The organism is Thalassotalea psychrophila (assembly GCF_031583595.1).
GTDB lineage: Bacteria > Pseudomonadota > Gammaproteobacteria > Enterobacterales > Alteromonadaceae > Thalassotalea_A > Thalassotalea_A psychrophila.
Genome location: NZ_CP134145.1, coordinates 3917595 through 3936535, shown reverse-complemented (window position 1 = coordinate 3936535; position 18941 = coordinate 3917595). Strand labels below are relative to the sequence as shown.

Sequence of the window (18941 nt, the reverse complement as noted above, 5' to 3'; positions counted from 1 at the left end):
TCTATTTTGTGCAACTAAATATCCTAGTTAATGTTAACTAGTTAAATAAGAACGAAATAGGGCAGATACATGTCATTTTTAAAAATGAAAACAAAACCTTCAATTATTGCTGCAACACTAAGTGTTTTACTGGCATCTACATCAGCTTTTTCTGCTGAAGAAACTGTAGAAGTTGCAAACAAAGAAGAGAAAAAAGCTGAGTGGGTAGTGGATGAACCACAAGGTGAATTTATTACTGCAAAAGTAAACGTTAACCAAGGTACTTGGATGAACGTTGATATTAGCCCTGATGGCAAAAATATTGTCTTTGACTTACTCGGTGATATTTATATTATGCCGGTAAGTGGTGGTGATGCGAAAGTACTTACCTCTGATATCGCTTGGCAAATGCAACCAACCTTTTCACCTGATGGCAAACACATTGCTTTTACGTCAGATCAAGGCGGCGGTGATAATATTTGGGTAATGGAAGTTGATGGTTCAAACCAAACTGCCGTGACAAACGAAACGTTCCGTTTAATTAACTCTCCGGCATGGTCACCTGATGGTGACTACATTGTTGCTCGTAAACATTTTACTGGTAGTCGTTCATTAGGTGCTGGTGAGGTGTGGATGTACCACAAAACCGGTGGTGAAGGCATGATGCTTACCAAACGCCCAAATGAGCAAAAAGATTTAGGTGAACCAGCATTTTCTCCAGACGGTAAGTACGTATACTTTTCGCAAGACGCAACCCCAGGTAAAACGTTTCACTATTCAAAGGATAGTGAAAAGGGTATTTATAAAATTAAGCGACTTGATCGTGAAACGGGTGAAATTGAAGTAATTCTTTCTGGTCGTGGCGGCGCAATTCGTCCAACACCATCACCAGATGGTACAAAAATAGCTTATATCTCACGGGTAGACTTTCAAAGTACGTTATTTATTTATGATCTAAAAACCGGTGAACAAACACCTGTATACAACAAGTTAGACAGGGACATGCAAGAAACTTGGGCTATTCATGGCGTATACCCAACAATGGCTTGGACACCAGATAATGAAGAGATCATCTTTTGGGCTGGCGGTAAAATTAACAAGCTAAACCTTGAAGATAAAGAATCGGAAATTATCGAGTTTAACGTTACTGCTGAAAAACAGATGCAAAAAGCATTACGCTTTAGCCAAAACATTGATATCGATAACTTTGATGTAAAAATGCTTCGTGACGTTGAAATATCTCCTAATGGTAAAAAAGTATTATTTGAAGCGTTAGGCCATATTTATACTCGCTCATTACCTGATGGCAAGCCAAAGCGCTTAACCAAACAAACCGATCACTTTGAACTTAACCCAAGCTTCTCTCGCGATGGCAAGAAAATTGTTTTCTCAACGTGGGATGATAATAAACAAGGTAACATTCGTGTAGTTTCGGCTAAATCAGGTAAAGGTAAAAATTTATTATCTGAACCAGGTAAATATGTAGAAGCTACTTTTTCGCCTGATGGCAAAACAGTGGTTTATTCGAAAGTAGAAGGTGGTTACATCACCAATCCCAAATGGGGCTTAAACCCTGGTATTTATCAAGTACCAGCTAAAGGCGGTAAAGCAACATTAGTTACAGATAATGGTAGTGCGCCGCAATTTGCTGATAGAAACGATCGCATTTATGTACAGCGTTATGGTGAAATGCCAGAACTCGCTCGTGTTGATTTAGATGGTCAAAACGACAAAACTCTTTATACCGGTAAATATGCGACTGAATTTAAAGTTGCTCCTAATGGTAAATATTTAGCATTTGCTGAACGTTTTAAAGTATTTGTTACACCGCTAATTGAACGCGGTGATGTAATTAATATTGGTCCAAAAGCAAAGAACATTCCTGTTCGTAAACTTTCTGTTCGTGCAGGCGAAAGCATTAGCTTTAATGCTAACAGTGATGAAATTTATTGGAGCTTAGGCCCAGACTTATACCAAGCAAGTTTAAACGGCATGTTTGATATTGGTTATAAGGCTGATGAAGATTTTGAACCGACAGTTACTTCATTAGGCTTTAGTAAAAAAGCCGATGCACCAAAAGGCTTAGTCGCGTTAGTTGGCGGTACAGTTATCACAATGGAAGGTGAGCAAGTTATTACTGACGGTGTAGTCCTTATTGAAGGCAAACATATTAAAGCGGTTGGTAAAAAGGGTGAAGTCACTATCCCTAGTGATGCTGAAATTATTGATGTTACCGGAAAGTCGGTAATGCCAGGTTTAGTAGATGCCCATGCGCATGGCCCACAAGGCTCAAGTGAAATAATTCCGCAACAGAACTGGAAAAACTACGCGACACTTTCATTAGGTGTTACGACTATTCACGATCCGTCTAACGATACCACTGAAATTTTTGCAGCCAGTGAGCTACAAAAAGCTGGTGATATTGTTGGCCCGCGTATCTTTTCTACCGGTAGTATTTTATACGGTGCATCAGCTGCAGGTTATACCTCACATGTTGATAGCTTAGACGATGCAAAATTCCAGCTTGAACGTTTACAGAAAGTTGGTGCTTTTTCTGTTAAATCATATAACCAACCACGTCGTAATCAACGTCAACAAATTATTCAGGCTGGTCGTGAAATGGGCATGATGGTTGTGCCTGAAGGTGGGTCATTACTGCAGCATAACTTATCTATGGTTGCTGATGGTCACACATCTTTAGAGCATTCAATATCAACAGCAAAAATCTATGATGATATTCGTCAATTCTGGCAGCAATCTGAAACTGCGTATGTACCAACTTTGGTTGTATCTTACGGTGGAATTTCAGGTGAACATTACTGGTATGATAAAACCGAAGTGTGGAAACACCCGCGTTTAAGTAAGTATGTTCCTGCCGATGTTTTAGCTCCCCGTGCAATGCGCCGAACTACAGCACCTCATCATCACTATAATCATTTCAGCGTGGCAAGTGTCGCTAAAGAAATGCAAGATATGGGCGTTTTAGTTGGCATTGGTGCTCATGGCCAACGTGAAGGTTTAGCGGCCCATTGGGAAATGTGGATGATGGCGCAAGGAGGCATGACGCCTTTACAAGCATTGCGCACAGCTACTATCGACCCAGCCAAACATTTAGGGTTAGACGCAAGCATTGGTTCATTAAAAGCCGGTAAGCTTGCCGATATCATAGTTGTAGATGGTGATGTGGCAAAAGACATTCGTGTAAGTGATAAAGTCAGCCATGTAATGATTAATGGTCGTATTTATGATGCCGACTCAATGAATGAGATTGGTAACTACGATAATAAACGTGAACCGTTCTACTTTCAGTAAACGCTAACGTTTGATTTGTATCAACGCCGCCACAAATAATGTGGTGGCGTTTTAATTTTTACTATTCAAACCTTTCTTAGCCTGTTAACTTGTTTTTTACAAATCTCTACTGCTTTGTTTAACAATAAGAAAACGCTCATGAAAATATTTAAAATTTCCCAATCTACTTTAGTGCTTTTATCTCTGTTTGCTGCCACTAGCTTTTCAAGTCAGGCAAACCAACATCAGCATCATCATATGCCAGATGAAAATGGTGAAATGAACATACCAGCCTCAAAAACGCCAATCTCAGTAATGGGTGATCATTTACACCATGAAGGTGGCTGGATGGCATCTTATCGTTACATGACCATGGAAATGAAGGGTTTACAAACAGGTACATCGAGCACAAGCGCGACAGGTGCATTGCAGAATTACGCTATGGTTCCTGAAGAAATGACCATGAATATGCACATGCTTGGTTTAATGTACGCACCAACGAGTAATTTAACTTTGATGGTTATGGCAAACTTTGTTGACCAAGAAATGACTTCATTAATGCCATCAATGCCTATGGAAGGTGAGATGGGTATGAATTCTGAGATGGATATGGGCACTAGTATGAACAGTGGCATGGGCATGACAGAAATGCCAATGATGACTCATGCTATGGAAATGGAAAGTGATGGCTTAGCAGATATTTCTATTAGCGCATTAATTAATGGCTTTAATGGTGACAATTACCGTAGTCATTTTACTTTAGGAGTGCGATTACCAACAGGGGATATTGATCAAACTCGTAACAACATGATGGGTGAAGAAACCCTTATGGGTTACCCAATGCAACTAGGCACGGACACTACCAATATTCTTGCTGGTTATACTTATGTTTATGATGTTGATAAATGGCAATTAGGTACACAGATAAACTATGAAACAGCTATTGAAGAAAATGATGCCGATTATAAACCCGGTGATAAAATTCAATGGCATAACTGGGTAGGTTATGGCGTTAATCAATCATTAAGTTTATCTATGCGTTTAAGCTATTTAGATAAAGGCAACTATTCAGGTCATGATCAACGATTAAACTCTATGATGATGCCAACTGCAGATCCTAAGCAACGTGGCGTTAGCCAAATTGACTGGGCTATAGGGGCAAATTATGGTTTCATTGATGGTATGCTGAAAAATCAACAAATTTCATTCGAATACTCTCAGCCAATAGAGCAAGACTTTGAAGGCACGCAACTTAAAACGGATTGGCAGGCAACGTTAGGTTGGCAATTGAGCTTTTAATTTTTACAAATTTTTTATTTTTAAAAAAGCCTTAATTGTTGATTATATTAAGGCTTTTTTTTACTTCAGGGATGAGGGAATGGAAATCAGCATGGATGGTATTAGTTTTGTACTCAAGCACCTTTTTATAAATGCCAATTAAGTCTGCTTTATCGCTTTTTAAAATTAAATTTCAGTGATACACTGATCGACTAAATTCGAAGATATTAAATATATTATTCGGATAATAAAAAGTAAACTGCGTAGCTCGTACACACTCCTTATCGGCGAGTTATTATTATAAATTTAAAGTAAAAACAGGATTTTTCATGGCCAGTCGTGGTGTTAATAAAGTAATAGTTGTAGGTAACTTAGGACAAGATCCTGAAGTTAAATTTTTCCCTAGTGGTGGTTCAATTTGTAACATAACAGTTGCAACATCTGAAAGCTGGAAAGACAAGCAAACAGGTGAGCCAAAAGAGATCACTGAATGGCATCGTGTTGTATTTAACAATCGTTTAGCTGAAATTGCTGGTGAATACTTGAAAAAGGGTTCAAAAGTATACATTGAAGGTCGTTTACAAACGCGTAAATGGCAAAATGCTCAGGGTGTTGATCAATACACTACTGAAATTCGTGCTAACGAAATGCAAATGTTAGATTCACGTGGTGCAAACCAAGGCGCTTCAGCTGGTGGTTTCCAACAACAAGCCCCACAAGGCGGTTTTAACAAGCCAGCAGCACAACAAAATACATACAGCAAACCTGCAGCAGCAGCACAAAATTCAGGTATGCAACAGGGGGGCTATCAGCAACAAGCTCCTCAACAGGGTGGAGGTTTCCAACAACAAGCTCCTCAACAAGGCGGTTATCAGCAGCAAGGCCAACAACAAGGTGGCTTTCAAAAGCAAAACCAACAACAAGCTCCTAAAGTGAATCCTCAAGAGCCTGTAATGGATTTTGATGATGATATTCCCTTCTAAATAGCGCTAAATTATTAAGAACAAAGGCCTGATCTATCAGGCCTTTTTTGTATCTGCTGGAATATTCCAATATAGACAGTCTAAACTCGAAGTGCTGTCCAAACTGTATTTTTTGTGTACACTAACTTCAGGTTGATCAGAAAATAAAGACGGTATTTATGGCAAATGTAAGAGGTGAGTTCAGTTCCCGTATTGGTTTTATTTTAGCGGCAGCTGGTTCTGCCGTTGGCTTAGGTAATATTTGGGGGTTTCCCACACAAACCGCGAATAACGGTGGCGCAGCGTTTGTACTTGTTTATTTGATCTTAGCTTTTTCCTTAGCTTACCCCGCATTTATGGCGGAGTTATTGATTGGCCGCTATGGTCAGGCTAACGCTGTTACTTCTTTACAAAAACTATCCCGAACATTATTTCAAAAACGCTTTGCTTTTATTGTTGGCTTTGGCGGTATTATATTTGCATCTTTAATTTTAAGTTTTTATGGTATTCTCGCCGGCCGAATGATGTCATTTGCTATAGAACCAATAACCCAAATAGCAGGTTTGGACGCCATTTCTGGTTGGGTAGTGACAGATTCACTAATTCGAAATTTGTTCTTTACCGCGTCTTTTATGTTTTTAACACTTTATATAATCAGAAAAGGCGTTAAAGAAGGTATCGAAAAATGGTCATCCCGATTAATGCCGTTATTAATAGGGCTGTTAATATGTTTGATCGTTTATGTGTTTACATTAGAAGGTGCAAGCGTAGGTCTTAATGCCTATTTAAACCCTGACTTTACTCGAACATTAGATCCAAATTTAATAATTAGTGCATTGGGCCAAGCGTTTTTTTCCCTATCTATCGGCACCAGTACTATGGTTATTTATGGATCTTACATTTCAAAAAAAGAAAATTTGATCAGCTTAGGTGCACAAGTCACTTTGATTGATGTTTCTATCGCTTTTTTAGCTGGTTTATTAATTATTCCAGCAATGTACGTGGCGCAAGCACAGGGGGTCGCCATTTTTGCTGAAGATGGTAGTCTTATTTCAGGTTCAAATGTGGTCTTTGTTGTTCTGCCTAGCTTGTTTAGTTCCATGGGAGCTGTTGGTTCTATTGTCGCATTTACGTTTTTTGTATTGATGACTATTGCCGCTTTAACATCTTCAATATCAATGCTTGAAACACCTGTATCTTATGTCGTTGAACGCCATAATATGGAACGTAAAAAAGCCAGTATGATTATTGGCGGAGTAATTTTTATAATAAGCGCCGCTATTATTAGTAATGTAGAGGTATTGCTTGGGTTAGTTATTACTATAGCAACAGAATATGGACAGCCTATTATTGCCATGCTTGCCTGTATTTTTGTCGGTTGGATTTGGCATAGGAATGAAATATTAAAAGAACTACAGCAAGGCAATGATGATGTCGAAAATAGTTTTTTTTGGAAAGTTTGGCCTTGGTACGTGAAATTTATTTGTCCAACAGCGATAGCTTTGGTATTTATTCATTATCTCAATACATAGGTTTAAGTGCAGGTATTATCTCATTATAAAGGTAAAAATATGTTCCATTTAGTTACAACGGACAAAGACTTAGATGAAGTTGTTACTGTTGCTCGAATAATTTGGACTGAGCATTACACATCGATAATCGGTATAGAACAAGTTGAATACATGCTTGAAAAGTTTAATTCAAAGCAAGTTATTGCTGAGCAAATAGCCGATGATAATTACCAATATTATTTGGTTAAGAATAAAGGGGAAATTGTTGGCTATATAGGCGTGCAATTGAAAGCTAGCGAGCTGTTTTTAAGTAAAATATATATTCAATCTGCTGAACGAGGCCTAGGCCTAGGGAAGTTATCAATGGCATTTATTAAAAAGGTGGCAGAAGAAAATAACCTTAGTAAAATTACCTTAACGGTGAATAAAAACAATAGAGACACTATTGCCGCATACTATAAGTTTGGTTTTACAAATACCGGCGAAGTTTGTGCAGATATTGGTGAAGGGTATGTGATGGATGATCTACAAATGGAGCTTCAATTGTCAGAATAACCAATAACAGTTGCGCTCAACCCTCTGAGCACAACTCATTATAAAAATAGTACTTTAATATCCTATCGCCATGCCATCTTTACGCATTTCGCTGGCGCCATGATAAACACCCGTTTTAGGATCTAACCATATCGCTTGATAGCCACCAAATGGACCACTGGTGATATTTACTTTATGACCACGTTTTTGCAGCTCTCTTACTACATCGGCTTTCACACCACTTTCTAATTCAAGCACACCGCCATCCTTCATCCTTGCTTGCCAAGTAGGTTCGGTAGAACCGTTGTGGTGATATCGAGCAGCGTCACCTGCTTGTTGTACTCCCATACCAAAGTCGATGATATTTGCGACCATCTGCACATGTCCCTGTGGTTGCATAGCGCCGCCCATTAAACCAAAGCTCATTAATGGTTTGCCATCTTTTGTCATAAACGCTGGAATTATAGTGTGGAAAGGGCGCTTGTTTGGAGCATAAACATTTGGATGATCTTCAGATAAAGAATATTGTGCACCGCGGTTTTGAAAAATAAAACCTAACCCATCGGCAACAAGGCCAGTACCCATACCACGATAATTACTTTGAATAAGTGACACCATCATGCCGTCTTTATCCGCTACCGTCATGTATATGGTATCGCCTTCAAGAAGTTTTGGATCTCCATGATCAACTTCTAGTGCTGCTTTATCCATATTTATTAATGCGCGGCGGCTTTTGCCATACTCTTTTGATAACAATCCATCTAAAGGAACATTGTAATAATCTGGGTCAGCATAAAAGCGTGCTCGGTCTTCAAAGGCGAGTTTTTTCGCTTCAGTCATAACATGTAAATAATCGGCACTATTATGACCCATAGCTTTTAAGTCATATCCTTCAAGTATGTTTAACATTTGCAGCGCAGCTATGCCTTGCCCATTTGGCGGTAATTCCCATACATCTACACCACGATAATTTACTGACACAGGATCTATCCATGTACTGGTATGTGAAGCAAAATCTTCTTTACGTAGAGGACCATCAATGCGTTTAAAATAAGCATCGATAGTATCTGCGATTTTGCCTTTATAGAACGCAGCTCGGCCACCTTTGGCGATCATCGATAAAGTATTGGCTAAATCTGGGTTTTTAAATATCTGCCCTTCTTTAATGTATTTTCCATCGATAAGGTAAGTCGCTTGATAATTGGCGATTTCTTCTATTTCACCTGCGGCAAATAGTTTTTCATAACGGGCTTGGTATATACCCATATAATAAGAAACCACTTCAGTAACAGGAAAACCCTCTTTTGCGTATTTTATCGCTGGCGCGAGGTTATCGGTCATTGAAATTTTGCCAAACTTGTCGTGTAACTCATACCAGGCATCTACTGTACCCGGAACGGTTACTGGCGCAGTGCCCCAATTAGGTATTTCACTAACATCACCAATTTTTGCTTTTAAATCAGCTAGGGTTTGACCTTTTGCACTGCGACCTGAACCATTCAAACCGTGCAGTTTCTCGGTTTTTGGATCCCAAACAATGGCAAATAAATCACCTCCAATACCATTACCTGTTGGCTCCATTAGACCTATTGCTGCATTAGCTGCAATAGCCGCATCTACAGCACTACCGCCTTTTTTTAGAATATCTATGGCAATTTGGCTCGCTAAAGGATGAGATGTTGCTGCCATACCATTAGTTGCAAGCACCGCCGAACGAGTTGCCCAAGGAGCGTTGACGACACGATCGCCACGTCCATCTTCCCTCATAGTAACTGCTTCATTGTTTTCGCCAACATAAACAATTCTATTGTCAGTTGAAACCTCAATTGGAACGTCATTTGAACTCATCTCATTTCCATCATTGCAGGCCGCTAAAAAGAAAACGGTACAGGCAGGTATAATTATTAATTTGAAGTTCATCGTTTTCTACTCATCTTCATTTTGCTGTTGAATTGTCCATAGCTTAGCGTAAGAGCCATTTTGTGCAAGTAGCTGAGTGTGGGAGCCGTGCTCTACTACTTCACCTTGCTCTATAACTATTATTTTATCTGCATCACTAATGGTGGACAAACGGTGTGCGATCACCATGCTAGTAACACCCTGTGACAGTTCTTTAAGGGCACTCATAATTGCTTGCTCTGACTTGCTGTCTAATGATGAGGTTGCTTCATCAAACACTAAAATAGGTGGCTTTTTAAGGATGGTACGTGCTATAGCTACTCGCTGCTTTTCTCCCCCAGATAATTTCAGGCCTCGTTCACCAACCATGGTATTTACACCCTCAGGTAGCGACTGAATAAATCCATCTAAATGCGCTAATTTTATCGCATTCAGTACCTCTTCATCACTTGCCCCTTGCTTACCATAGCGAACATTTTCAATAATGTTATCGTTAAATAACACCGTATCTTGCGGCACTATTCCGATAGCTTTGCGTAGTGAATTAAAAGTGAGTGAACTAATGTCTTGTCCATCAATTTTTATTGAGCCACTCGATAAGTCATAAAATCGGAATAGCAATTTCACCAATGTTGATTTACCGCCACCACTGGCGCCAACTATTGCGACTTTCTCGCCTGGATTAATAGTAAAATTCACATTTTTTAGGATAGGACGGTCACTATGATATTTAAATGAAACATCGTTAAAAGCAACACTGCCATTGCTAATTTTTAGAGCAACAGCGTCTTCTTTTTCAACAACTTTGGGCTTTATAGAAAGCAAGTTAAACATCAACTCAATATTGGCTAACGAGCCTTTCATTTCTCGATAGACAAAACCTAAGAAATTAAGCGGTAAAAAAATTTGCATCATAAAAGCATTTATTAAAACAAAATCACCTAAAGTCATTTCACCATTTGCTACTTGTGTTGCTGCTAGCGCCATCATTGCGGTCATCGAAGTGGCAATGACCAATGCCTGCCCACCATTCAATACAAACAGTGATAGCCGGTTTTTACGCTTGGCAATTTCCCAGTCAGCCAGTTCATTGTCGTAACGATTGGCTTCATAGGCTTCGCTGGTAAAATACTTTGTAGTTTCGTAGTTAATTAAACTATCTATGGCCTGTGAGTTACTTGCTGAATCAGCTTTATTCGCTTGGCGAACAAAGCCTGTTCGCCACTCAGTTGTCTTTACCGAATAACCAACATAAATAATTATCGAAGCTAAGGTGATAGCCGCAAAATTGATGCCGTAATTGAAAAACAGGATGAAAACAACTAGGCCAATTTCTAACAGGGTAGGAATAATATTAAACACCATAAAACGCATTAAAAAGTTAATACCACTGGTGCCACGTTCAATATCACGAGATAAACCGCCTGTACGGCGGTTTAAATGAAACTCTAAATCTAAACTGTGCAGGTGCTGGAAAACTTTTAAGCCAATGCGGCGAATAGCGCGCTCGGTAACACGACCAAATAGCGTATCTCGAATTTCACCAAACAATACATTTGAAAACCGTACTATTCCATAAGCAATTACCAAAGCTATTGGAGCAATTACCAATGCGCTGGCATCATTTGCTGATGTATCCAGGTCATCAACGATGTATTTTAAAATAAAGGGTAAACCGACACTGGCAAGTTTTGCTAAGATCATAAAAATTAACGCGTTAAAGATTCTCCGTTTATATTCAAATAAATAGGGAATAACGTGTTTGATTATTTTCCAATTGAAGCTGTCCGCTTCAGTTGTTGAATGTTGCCCGTGGCGCATAGTTACGATCACTAATAAGTTATTGTATTTTGATAATAGCTAATCGTAGGTGATTGAGATATAAGAAATTGCAGTCCGGCTACTTTTTATTAGCCGGAGGTAATCTAATAGTGATTATGGAAGGTTAGTAATAAAAATCGTCATGGTTGTGAATTTGAGGATCGTCAATAATTTCTTCAATACCAACTTCGATGTTGTGGTTATCGACTAAGTCGCTTAAATAAACCGTTTGTGTAGCTCCATCAACCCAGGTTACTGTGCCGCTGCCTTTATGTGTGCCACATACCATGCCGATGCGTACTTTGTCTAAATCCATAAATCCCCCTTTTGATGAATTGTAATGAGCTATTCGGGTAAATAGTGCTGTACAAAATATAGACAATTCAGGGCTGGTTTAGTTCAAATGTTAAATGGATGTTTGTAAATTGCTGCGTGCGAAGCTTGGAAATCATACGGGTTACTAAAGCTAAGTAATATTTCTTAGAAAATTTTTATCGTTAGTTAAGGAGTAAAACTGATACCTAAAATACAGTTTGATTTTGCTCCCGTTACTTCAGGCAGATTTCCGGGAATCTTATTGTCAAAAGCGAAAGCCAGCCATGCAAAAACTAGTGCTTCTAAACTGTCGTTATCAACGCCTTTTTTTTCTGCAGTGGTAATACAATGTTCAGGTAATAATTTTTTTAGTTGCTTGACTAATTCTGGGTTATTAGCTCCGCCACCACATAGAATTACCTCAGCGTTTGAGCATAATTTATCTAAGTCATGGGCAATGCTTTTACAAGTTAAAGCAAGTAGTGTTGCCTGGACGTCCGCAGGCGATACCTGATCAATATGGTTAATAGTTTTTAGCCAATCTAAATGAAAGTATTCTCTACCAGTGCTTTTAGGTGTTGGCATAGAAAAGTAAGGATCATCCAACATGTTAGTTAATAACTGCTTATTTACTTTGCCCGTTAACCCCCATTTACCGTCAATATCAATGCCATGTGGACAATCTTCATGATGCTTTCGGTACCAGTCATCAAGTAGTGCATTACCTGGACCAGTATCAAAGCCACAAATATTTTGTTTATGATCTTTTGGTAAAAAAGTAATGTTACTAATACCGCCAATGTTTACTGCGCAAACATTACGTTTAGTTGCAGAAAAAAGTGCCTTATGAAAAGCAGGAACCAATGGCGCGCCCTGACCGCCAAGAGCAATGTCTTTATCTCTAAACTTACCAATGACTCTAATTCCGGTTAAACAGGCTAAGGTTTGATTACAGCCTATTTGAAGAGTGAATGGTGCGTTGGATGTGGGTCGGTGTCTAATAGTTTGACCATGATTTCCAATTGCTATAATACTTGCACTCGATAAATTTTGTTGAATCAAGAAGGCATTGATTGCCGAGGCAAACTCTTTGGCTAATAGTTTATCTAGCTCGCCCATACGATCAATCTCATTATCACTTGGCGTATATAATGAGGTGATCAGATTTTGGGTAGTTTTATTGTACGCTTGAAAGTAAGAAGCGACTAAGTGGTGGCTATTTTCTTCGAATTGCACCAGTGCCAAATCAATTCCATCGGCACTGGTTCCTGACATAATACCAATGTAATATTGGCCATTATCAGAGCTACTCACTAACACCTTGCTGCACATCATCGGTGGCTGCAATTAATGTTTGTTTAGAGTTTTCTAATTCTAATAAAGCTTGTTTTGCGACCACGGCAAATTCAGCTTTATATTTTTTATTAATCGGCTCAGCATCAGGTAATTTTACTGTACGTGGATTACGGTGAACACCGTTTAACAAAAATTCGTAATGTAAATGTGGTGCTTGTGATAAACCCGTAGAGCCAACATAACCAATTACTTGACCTTGTTTAACTCTTGCACCTTTTTTAACCGCTCGTTTAGAAAAGTGTAGGTATTTAGTCACTATGCTGTTGGCATGTTGAATAAATACATAGTTACCATTGTATTTATTATAAGTAGCGGCTATTACACGGCCGTTACCTGCAGCTTTAACTGGAGTACCCGTAGGTGCACGGTAATCTACGCCATTATGAGCTTTTACACGTTTAAGAATTGGGTGATAACGTTTAGGTTTAAAACTTGAACTGATGTATTGAAAACTAACAGGTGCTCGTAAAAACGATTTACGCATACTGTCGCCATTTTCAGCGTAGTATTCACCATCTTTGAAACGAACTGCTTTAAAAGCTTCATCTTGGTTAATGAATTCAGCGGCTAAGATATTACCATGGCCAACAAAATCGCCATCAACATATTGATCTTCATACATCACACTGAAAGTGTCACCTTCGCGAATGTCTAAGGCAAAATCGACATCCCAACCAAATATATTCGCTAGGTTCATTATTTGATTATTGCTCATGCCGGCGTTTAAGGCTGCATTCCAAAAGCTACTTTTGATAGTTGCTTGTGCATAACCAATACGAGTTTCAATTTGTTTTTCATCAACACTACTTTCAAAACTATCATCAGTACGAGTAACCATTAACGTTTCAGTTATTGATTTTTTGTATTTTACTTTTAACAGTTCACCATCATCATTACTGGCGATTTGAATTTCATCGCCAACTTTAAGTTTGCGTAATGACTTACCGCCTTCAGTTTTATCAACCGCATGTGTTGTTGCCGCGCTAAAACCAAAGCGTTTAAAAATTTTACCTAAAGAATCACCACTTTTTACCGTAGCTGTTTGCCACGAAATTGGATCAGGTTTGTTATGTTCCGCTTTTTTAAGAGCAACTTGAGTTTCTTCAGGAATTTCTAATGCGTAAGTTTTGCCCACTTTAATTGCTGGATTTTGACTATTTCGGCTAGCTGAAGCTTTCTCTGAAGGAAAAACTATTAAAACTAATAAAAATAAGCTGCAGCAACTGATCATCAGCTGATGTTTTTTAGGGAGCTCTAAGAATATATTTTTTAATTTAATCAATGCTTTACTGCTATATAAGGTGGTTGTCGATAACTTTGCTAACAATACTATACCAAAAAAATTAAAAAACTCACAACCCTAGGGTTCCCACAAGCCGTATATTTGCAGTAGAATTCGAACATTAAGATTAAAATAACCCTGCGTTCTTGAACTAAACATTGGGTAGATGAATTACTAAAAGGCGAAATAAATGACCGATATTGAGCAAGCGTTTGAGGAAATCAAACGTGGCGCAGAAGAAATCTTGCTTGAAGATGAATTGCTAGCAAAGTTAAAAACAGGCAAGCCATTAAAAATTAAAGCGGGTTTTGATCCAACGGCACCAGATTTACATTTGGGTCATACCGTGTTGATCAATAAAATGCGTCAGTTTCAGCAATTAGGTCATGAAGTTATTTTCCTTATTGGTGACTTTACTGGCTTGATTGGTGATCCTACTGGAAAAAATGTTACTCGTAAGCCGTTAACTGAAGCTGATGTTTTAGCGAATGCTGAAACATACAAAGAGCAAGTATTTAAAATTCTAGATCCTGCTAAAACCCGTGTTGAATTTAATTCTACTTGGATGGATAAGTTAGGCTCTGCAGGCATGTTAAAGCTAGCTTCACGTCAAACTGTTGCGCGTATGATGGAGCGTGATGATTTTAAGAAGCGTTTTAAAGAAGGTCAATCGATTGCAATTCACGAATTCATGTACCCATTGGTACAAGGTTGGGATTCAGTTGCTTTAGAGTCTGATGTAGAACTTGGCGGAACCGATCAAAAGTTTAACTTATTGATGGGTCGTGAATTGCAAAAAGGTGAAGGGCAACGACCACAAACCGTATTAATGATGCCATTACTTGAAGGCCTAGATGGCATACAAAAAATGTCGAAATCATTAGGTAATTACATTGGTATCACAGATTCTCCAACAGAAATGTTTGGTAAAATCATGTCAATTTCTGATGTATTAATGTGGCGCTACTACGATTTACTTAGCTTTAAACCATTAAGTGAAATTCAATCGTATAAGGACAACATTGCACAAGGTTCAAATCCTCGCGATGTGAAAATTGAATTGGCGAAAGAGCTAATTGCTCGTTTCCATAACGAAGACGCTGCACAAGCTGCCCATCAAGAGTTTATTAACCGTTTTCAAAAAGGTGCAATGCCTGATGAAATTGATGAAAAAACTTTAGCAACGGTTGATGGCGCAATTGGTATTGCTAATTTACTTAAAGATGCAGGTTTAGCCGTGAGTACATCAGAGGCTATGCGTATGATCAAACAAGGTGCAGTTAAAATTGATGGTGACAAAGTTTCTGACAATAAATTGCAGTGTCTGGCCGGTACAACAGCTGTTTATCAAATCGGTAAACGTAAATTTGCCAAAGTAACGCTTAGCTAAATCATTAATATTCTAAATAATTCCAGCCAGTGTTAGCACTGGCTTGTTTTTATCTACTTTTCACGTAAAGTAAACTTAGTGTTTCATATTTATATCATTCTTAATGGCTAACTTCATGCTAACAATAAAAAAAATAATCTTAGTGACCAGCTTCTTTTGCAGTGTTTTATTCATTACTGGTTGCTCTACGAGCACTGAAACCAGCTTTAATGATGAATTTGATTTTACTGTTGTGAAAACCTACAGTTTGTTTCCTCGAGAGTCTAAATTTACCGAACTGCAAGAGATGAGTGATTTTCAACGTAACCGCATTGAACTTGCTGTTGAAAAGCAAATGGAACTGCAGAATTTTAGTTATACACAATTTGAACAAGCTGATGTGATCATTAGTTACTTTCTAGTGGGTAATAGTTTAAGTGAATTAAAGAAGTACAATAAAGGCGTGAAAGCATGCTTAGGTTGTAGTCAAAATGAACAGGCTGTATTGAACAAAGATATACGTACATCTATGTTGGTATTGGATGTATTGGACAGTGACAAAAAACGTTCAATATTTAGAGGCTATACAAAATTAGATTTAGATCCTGAAGATACCAGCGAAGAAAATCAACAAGAGACGATTGAAGCCGTACAGTTAATTTTGTCTCAGTTTCCTCCTGAAATTAAGCAGTAATACCAATCAGTATATTTAATTTCTAATAAATAATATAGAGCGCTATAATAGCGCTAATATATCAGCTTAATGAGCAATTTAATGACATTTCCAAACGATGAAAACGGTTTAGTCTTAGCCGAAATGCAAGATGCAGGTATTGATCTTAGCAAGCCACTTACCGTTGAATTTTTCCAACTGTTTGAACAAGAAAAAGACGCAAGAGCGTTAGCTGAATTTGTGCTTAGTAGTGATATGAATGCTACGGTTAAAGTTCACCCTGATCAAACACCAAATATCTGGGATGTGGATTGCCAAGTAGAAATGCTACCAAGTTACGAAAATATCGTGGCAATGGAAGAAAAATTCGAAAAGTTAGCGAATAAATATAACGGCTATAATGATGGTTGGGGTGTCCAACAAGACGACTAATACCAATTCCATTAATTATGGGAGCTGCTTTTTAGTGAGGAAAAATGGATAAATACAAGGCATAAAATTTTATAAGTAGCTATTCTACTTAAAGATTTTATAACGCAGTAGTTATTTTTTTTAACCAGTAAAAATGAACAAATAATTAATGGACTTGGTATAAAAGCATACCAATCAATAATTGAAAGGCTATCTAGTCTTTCAATTCATCATCAAAATGAAACGCCGGTAATGACACTTTCCAATAAATCCCAGCTAAGCGCAAAGATAATGCACCTACCATTGCCAAAGATCCAGCGATAGGCTCCGATAGGCCTACGTAAGTAAACCCTACGAATAAAAAGCTACCTAGCATGGCGGCTAGAGCATAAATCTCTTTTCGTAAAATAAGTGGTATTCGATTACAAATAATGTCGCGGATCATACCGCCGGCAACACCGGTTATAGTGCCCATAATCACTGAAGTCAGAATGGTTTGCTCATAACTTAATGCTTTATGCGTACCGAGTACGGCAAATAATGCTAAGCCAAAGGCATCGGCAACGTGCATAAATCGTTTTGGCACAAGTTTCGGCTGCCTGATCAGCAAAATAGTTAATAATGAAGTCACAAAAATTATGGCAACATATTCATTTTGCACAGTCCAAAATATTGGTGCTCCTAAGATTATGTCGCGAATTGTGCCACCACCAACTGCTGTTACAGCAGCCAATACCATAACTCCAAATGGATCAAGTCTATATCTGCCCGCCATTAGCGCACCTGATAAAGCAAAAACAATGACACCAAATATGTCGGCAAAATAGATAAAGGTACTGATAGGGCTAGCAATATCATCCATTGTTAGTGCTCTGTCTTAACTGTCATGTTAGCTGCTTGCCAAGCATTCATATCGCCAGTTAAATGGCTAACATGCTTGAAGCCATTTTCTTTTAATATATCTATTGCTATTCCTGCACGTCGACCAGAACGACAGTAAACGACGATGTTTTTGTCTTTGAAAGTAAAAAGATTATTGAGGTTAGTGACTAACTCTGTATGAGCAATATTTAGAGCATCTGGAATATGACCATCTGAAAACTCTTCTGAACTACGTACATCAAGTAGCAAAAAATGTTCATTACTGCTTTGCATGTCTAATAGTTGTTGTTGGCTAACTTCAGAGCTTAAGTGTGCCTTGACCTTTGGTGGCTTTTCAAATTTTCCAAAGTTACCACAAGCGACTGTCAATATAGTTAAAGAGATAATAACAAGGTATCGAAACACGAAAATTCTCTATTTTTAATAACGTTAAACAAATAGTAGCATTTAATTTTGATTATAAAAGCAAAAAAAATCCTGACATTATAAATCAGGATTTTATTTTAATTACTTAAATATCGTTTTAATTTAATGATTTAGTTTTTAATTCAGTAAGCATGTTCATCACTAATTCAGAAGAATTGACTGATGCGGTTTCTAGGTATTCTTCAAATGATGTAGGGGACTCTTTACCAGCAATATCGCTCATTGAACGAATTACTACAAATGGCACATTGAATTGATGGCATGTTTGAGCGATTGCTGCACCTTCCATTTCAACTGCTGCCATCGTAGGGAAATTAGCACGGGCTTTGGCAATATCATCATCTTTAGTCATGAATGTGTCACCAGTGGTAATAAGACCAGTTAAAGTTTTAATACCCACAAGTTTATCTATACCTGCTTGCGCAGCTGTTACTAGAGTAGGATGCGGTAAAAATGCGGCAGGCATGCCTGGTAGTTGGCCAATTTCATAACCGAATGCTGTTACATCAGCGTCATGATGTCTAACTTCAGAGCTGATCACAATGTCACCAACTTTAAGTGATTGCTCAAAGCCACCGGCAGAGCCAGTATTGACTATGTAATCTGGTGAAAATTTTTCAATCATTAATACTGTAGCTAATGCTGAGGCAACTTTACCAATACCTGATTGCACCAGTACTACTTCAGTACCATCAATGTTGCCGGTAAAGAAGTTGTAACCGGCATGTTGGTGCTCGGCAAAATTCTCTAGTTTGGCTTTTAAAATTGCAACTTCTGGCTCCATAGCGCCAATGATGCCTGCTTTCATAACGATACTCTTTTTAACTGATATTTTATGGTGGCAATTATACCCGTTTAGTCATTAAATAATACGAATATCCGCGACTTTTTAGATAATAGCAGTAACTTATTTTGATGCCGGCGAGAAAGAGTTATCACCATAGAACAGCTT

General features: G+C 38.2%; 16 protein-coding genes. 8 read left to right on the top strand and 8 right to left on the bottom strand.

Features of this window, described 5'->3' with window-relative positions; translation table 11 throughout:
• Positions 1-69: 69 nt before the first annotated feature.
• The 5 genes from RGQ13_RS16360 to RGQ13_RS16340 all read left to right on the top strand — a co-directional run bounded on the left by RGQ13_RS16360 (position 70) and on the right by RGQ13_RS16340 (position 7576).
• Entirely contained in the window at positions 70-3291 is a 3222-nt protein-coding gene (locus tag RGQ13_RS16360; RefSeq protein WP_348390811.1) for an amidohydrolase family protein, read from the top strand.
• 138 nt (positions 3292-3429) lie between these two features.
• Positions 3430-4569 (top strand): transporter, encoded by a 1140-nt coding sequence (locus RGQ13_RS16355; protein ID WP_348390810.1) that lies wholly within the window; start codon positions 3430-3432, stop codon positions 4567-4569.
• Between the two features lie 308 nt (positions 4570-4877).
• Positions 4878-5531, top strand: coding sequence for a single-stranded DNA-binding protein (gene ssb / locus RGQ13_RS16350; protein ID WP_348390809.1), 654 nt, complete (start codon positions 4878-4880; stop codon positions 5529-5531).
• Positions 5532-5689: 158 nt separating this feature from the next.
• Positions 5690-7042, top strand: a complete 1353-nt coding sequence (locus RGQ13_RS16345) for a sodium-dependent transporter (RefSeq protein WP_348390808.1) — start codon at positions 5690-5692, stop codon at positions 7040-7042.
• Between the two features lie 39 nt (positions 7043-7081).
• A complete protein-coding gene (locus RGQ13_RS16340) occupies positions 7082-7576 on the top strand; it encodes a GNAT family N-acetyltransferase (protein WP_348390807.1) in 495 nt (164 codons plus the stop codon).
• 54 nt (positions 7577-7630) lie between these two features.
• Here the strand turns inward: RGQ13_RS16340 and ggt are convergent, their stop codons facing one another.
• The 5 genes from ggt to RGQ13_RS16315 all read right to left on the bottom strand — a co-directional run bounded on the left by ggt (position 7631) and on the right by RGQ13_RS16315 (position 14273).
• Entirely contained in the window at positions 7631-9322 is a 1692-nt protein-coding gene (gene ggt / locus RGQ13_RS16335) for a gamma-glutamyltransferase (protein ID WP_348393423.1), read from the bottom strand.
• Positions 9323-9481: 159 nt separating this feature from the next.
• Positions 9482-11275: an ABCB family ABC transporter ATP-binding protein/permease gene (locus RGQ13_RS16330; RefSeq protein WP_348390806.1), complete on the bottom strand. Its 1794-nt coding sequence runs from the start codon at positions 11273-11275 to the stop codon at positions 9482-9484.
• 124 nt (positions 11276-11399) lie between these two features.
• Positions 11400-11591, bottom strand: coding sequence for a hypothetical protein (locus RGQ13_RS16325; RefSeq protein WP_348390805.1), 192 nt, complete (start codon positions 11589-11591; stop codon positions 11400-11402).
• 185 nt (positions 11592-11776) lie between these two features.
• Positions 11777-12925, bottom strand: coding sequence for an anhydro-N-acetylmuramic acid kinase (locus RGQ13_RS16320; protein ID WP_348390804.1), 1149 nt, complete (start codon positions 12923-12925; stop codon positions 11777-11779).
• The gene (locus tag RGQ13_RS16315) at positions 12897-14273 is read right to left on the bottom strand and encodes an OapA family protein (RefSeq protein ID WP_348390803.1); all 1377 of its coding nucleotides are present in this window, start codon (positions 14271-14273) and stop codon (positions 12897-12899) included. Before RGQ13_RS16315 ends, RGQ13_RS16320 begins: the two co-directional genes overlap by 29 nt.
• Positions 14274-14418: 145 nt before the next feature.
• Between RGQ13_RS16315 and tyrS the strand changes: the two genes are divergently transcribed.
• From tyrS to RGQ13_RS16300, 3 genes are all read left to right on the top strand, one after another.
• Positions 14419-15618 carry a tyrosine--tRNA ligase gene (gene tyrS, locus RGQ13_RS16310; RefSeq protein ID WP_348390802.1) on the top strand — a complete coding sequence of 400 codons (1200 nt, stop codon included), beginning with the start codon at positions 14419-14421 and terminating at the stop codon, positions 15616-15618.
• A gap of 115 nt (positions 15619-15733) precedes the next feature.
• Positions 15734-16291 (top strand): DUF4136 domain-containing protein, encoded by a 558-nt coding sequence (locus RGQ13_RS16305; protein ID WP_348390801.1) that lies wholly within the window; start codon positions 15734-15736, stop codon positions 16289-16291.
• Between the two features lie 81 nt (positions 16292-16372).
• Positions 16373-16702, top strand: a complete 330-nt coding sequence (locus tag RGQ13_RS16300; RefSeq protein WP_348390800.1) for a ribonuclease E inhibitor RraB — start codon at positions 16373-16375, stop codon at positions 16700-16702.
• 193 nt (positions 16703-16895) lie between these two features.
• Here the strand turns inward: RGQ13_RS16300 and RGQ13_RS16295 are convergent, their stop codons facing one another.
• From RGQ13_RS16295 to mtnN, 3 genes are all read right to left on the bottom strand, one after another.
• Positions 16896-17522 (bottom strand): trimeric intracellular cation channel family protein, encoded by a 627-nt coding sequence (locus tag RGQ13_RS16295; protein ID WP_348393422.1) that lies wholly within the window; start codon positions 17520-17522, stop codon positions 16896-16898.
• Between the two features lie 23 nt (positions 17523-17545).
• Positions 17546-17968 (bottom strand): rhodanese-like domain-containing protein, encoded by a 423-nt coding sequence (locus RGQ13_RS16290; protein ID WP_348390799.1) that lies wholly within the window; start codon positions 17966-17968, stop codon positions 17546-17548.
• Between the two features lie 118 nt (positions 17969-18086).
• On the bottom strand, positions 18087-18797 hold the full coding sequence (mtnN, locus tag RGQ13_RS16285; RefSeq protein WP_348390798.1) for a 5'-methylthioadenosine/S-adenosylhomocysteine nucleosidase: 711 nt from the start codon (positions 18795-18797) through the stop codon (positions 18087-18089).
• Between the last annotated feature and the right edge of the window lie 144 nt (positions 18798-18941).

Excerpts from the sequence above, each read along its gene's own strand:
- RGQ13_RS16355 (WP_348390810.1), top strand. The coding sequence starts at position 3,430 with ATGAAAATATTTAAAATTTCCCAATCTACTTTAGTGCTTTTATCTCTG.
- RGQ13_RS16300 (WP_348390800.1), top strand. The coding sequence starts at position 16,373 with ATGACATTTCCAAACGATGAAAACGGTTTAGTCTTAGCCGAAATGCAA.
- RGQ13_RS16320 (WP_348390804.1), bottom strand. The coding sequence starts at position 12,925 with ATGATGTGCAGCAAGGTGTTAGTGAGTAGCTCTGATAATGGCCAATAT.
- ggt (WP_348393423.1), bottom strand. The coding sequence starts at position 9,322 with ATGAGGGAAGATGGACGTGGCGATCGTGTCGTCAACGCTCCTTGGGCA.
- RGQ13_RS16330 (WP_348390806.1), bottom strand. The coding sequence starts at position 11,275 with ATGCGCCACGGGCAACATTCAACAACTGAAGCGGACAGCTTCAATTGG.
- mtnN (WP_348390798.1), bottom strand. The coding sequence starts at position 18,797 with ATGAAAGCAGGCATCATTGGCGCTATGGAGCCAGAAGTTGCAATTTTA.
- tyrS (WP_348390802.1), top strand. The coding sequence starts at position 14,419 with ATGACCGATATTGAGCAAGCGTTTGAGGAAATCAAACGTGGCGCAGAA.
- ssb (WP_348390809.1), top strand. The coding sequence starts at position 4,878 with ATGGCCAGTCGTGGTGTTAATAAAGTAATAGTTGTAGGTAACTTAGGA.
- RGQ13_RS16325 (WP_348390805.1), bottom strand. The coding sequence starts at position 11,591 with ATGGATTTAGACAAAGTACGCATCGGCATGGTATGTGGCACACATAAA.
- RGQ13_RS16305 (WP_348390801.1), top strand. The coding sequence starts at position 15,734 with ATGCTAACAATAAAAAAAATAATCTTAGTGACCAGCTTCTTTTGCAGT.
- RGQ13_RS16360 (WP_348390811.1), top strand. The coding sequence starts at position 70 with ATGTCATTTTTAAAAATGAAAACAAAACCTTCAATTATTGCTGCAACA.
- RGQ13_RS16345 (WP_348390808.1), top strand. The coding sequence starts at position 5,690 with ATGGCAAATGTAAGAGGTGAGTTCAGTTCCCGTATTGGTTTTATTTTA.
- RGQ13_RS16340 (WP_348390807.1), top strand. The coding sequence starts at position 7,082 with ATGTTCCATTTAGTTACAACGGACAAAGACTTAGATGAAGTTGTTACT.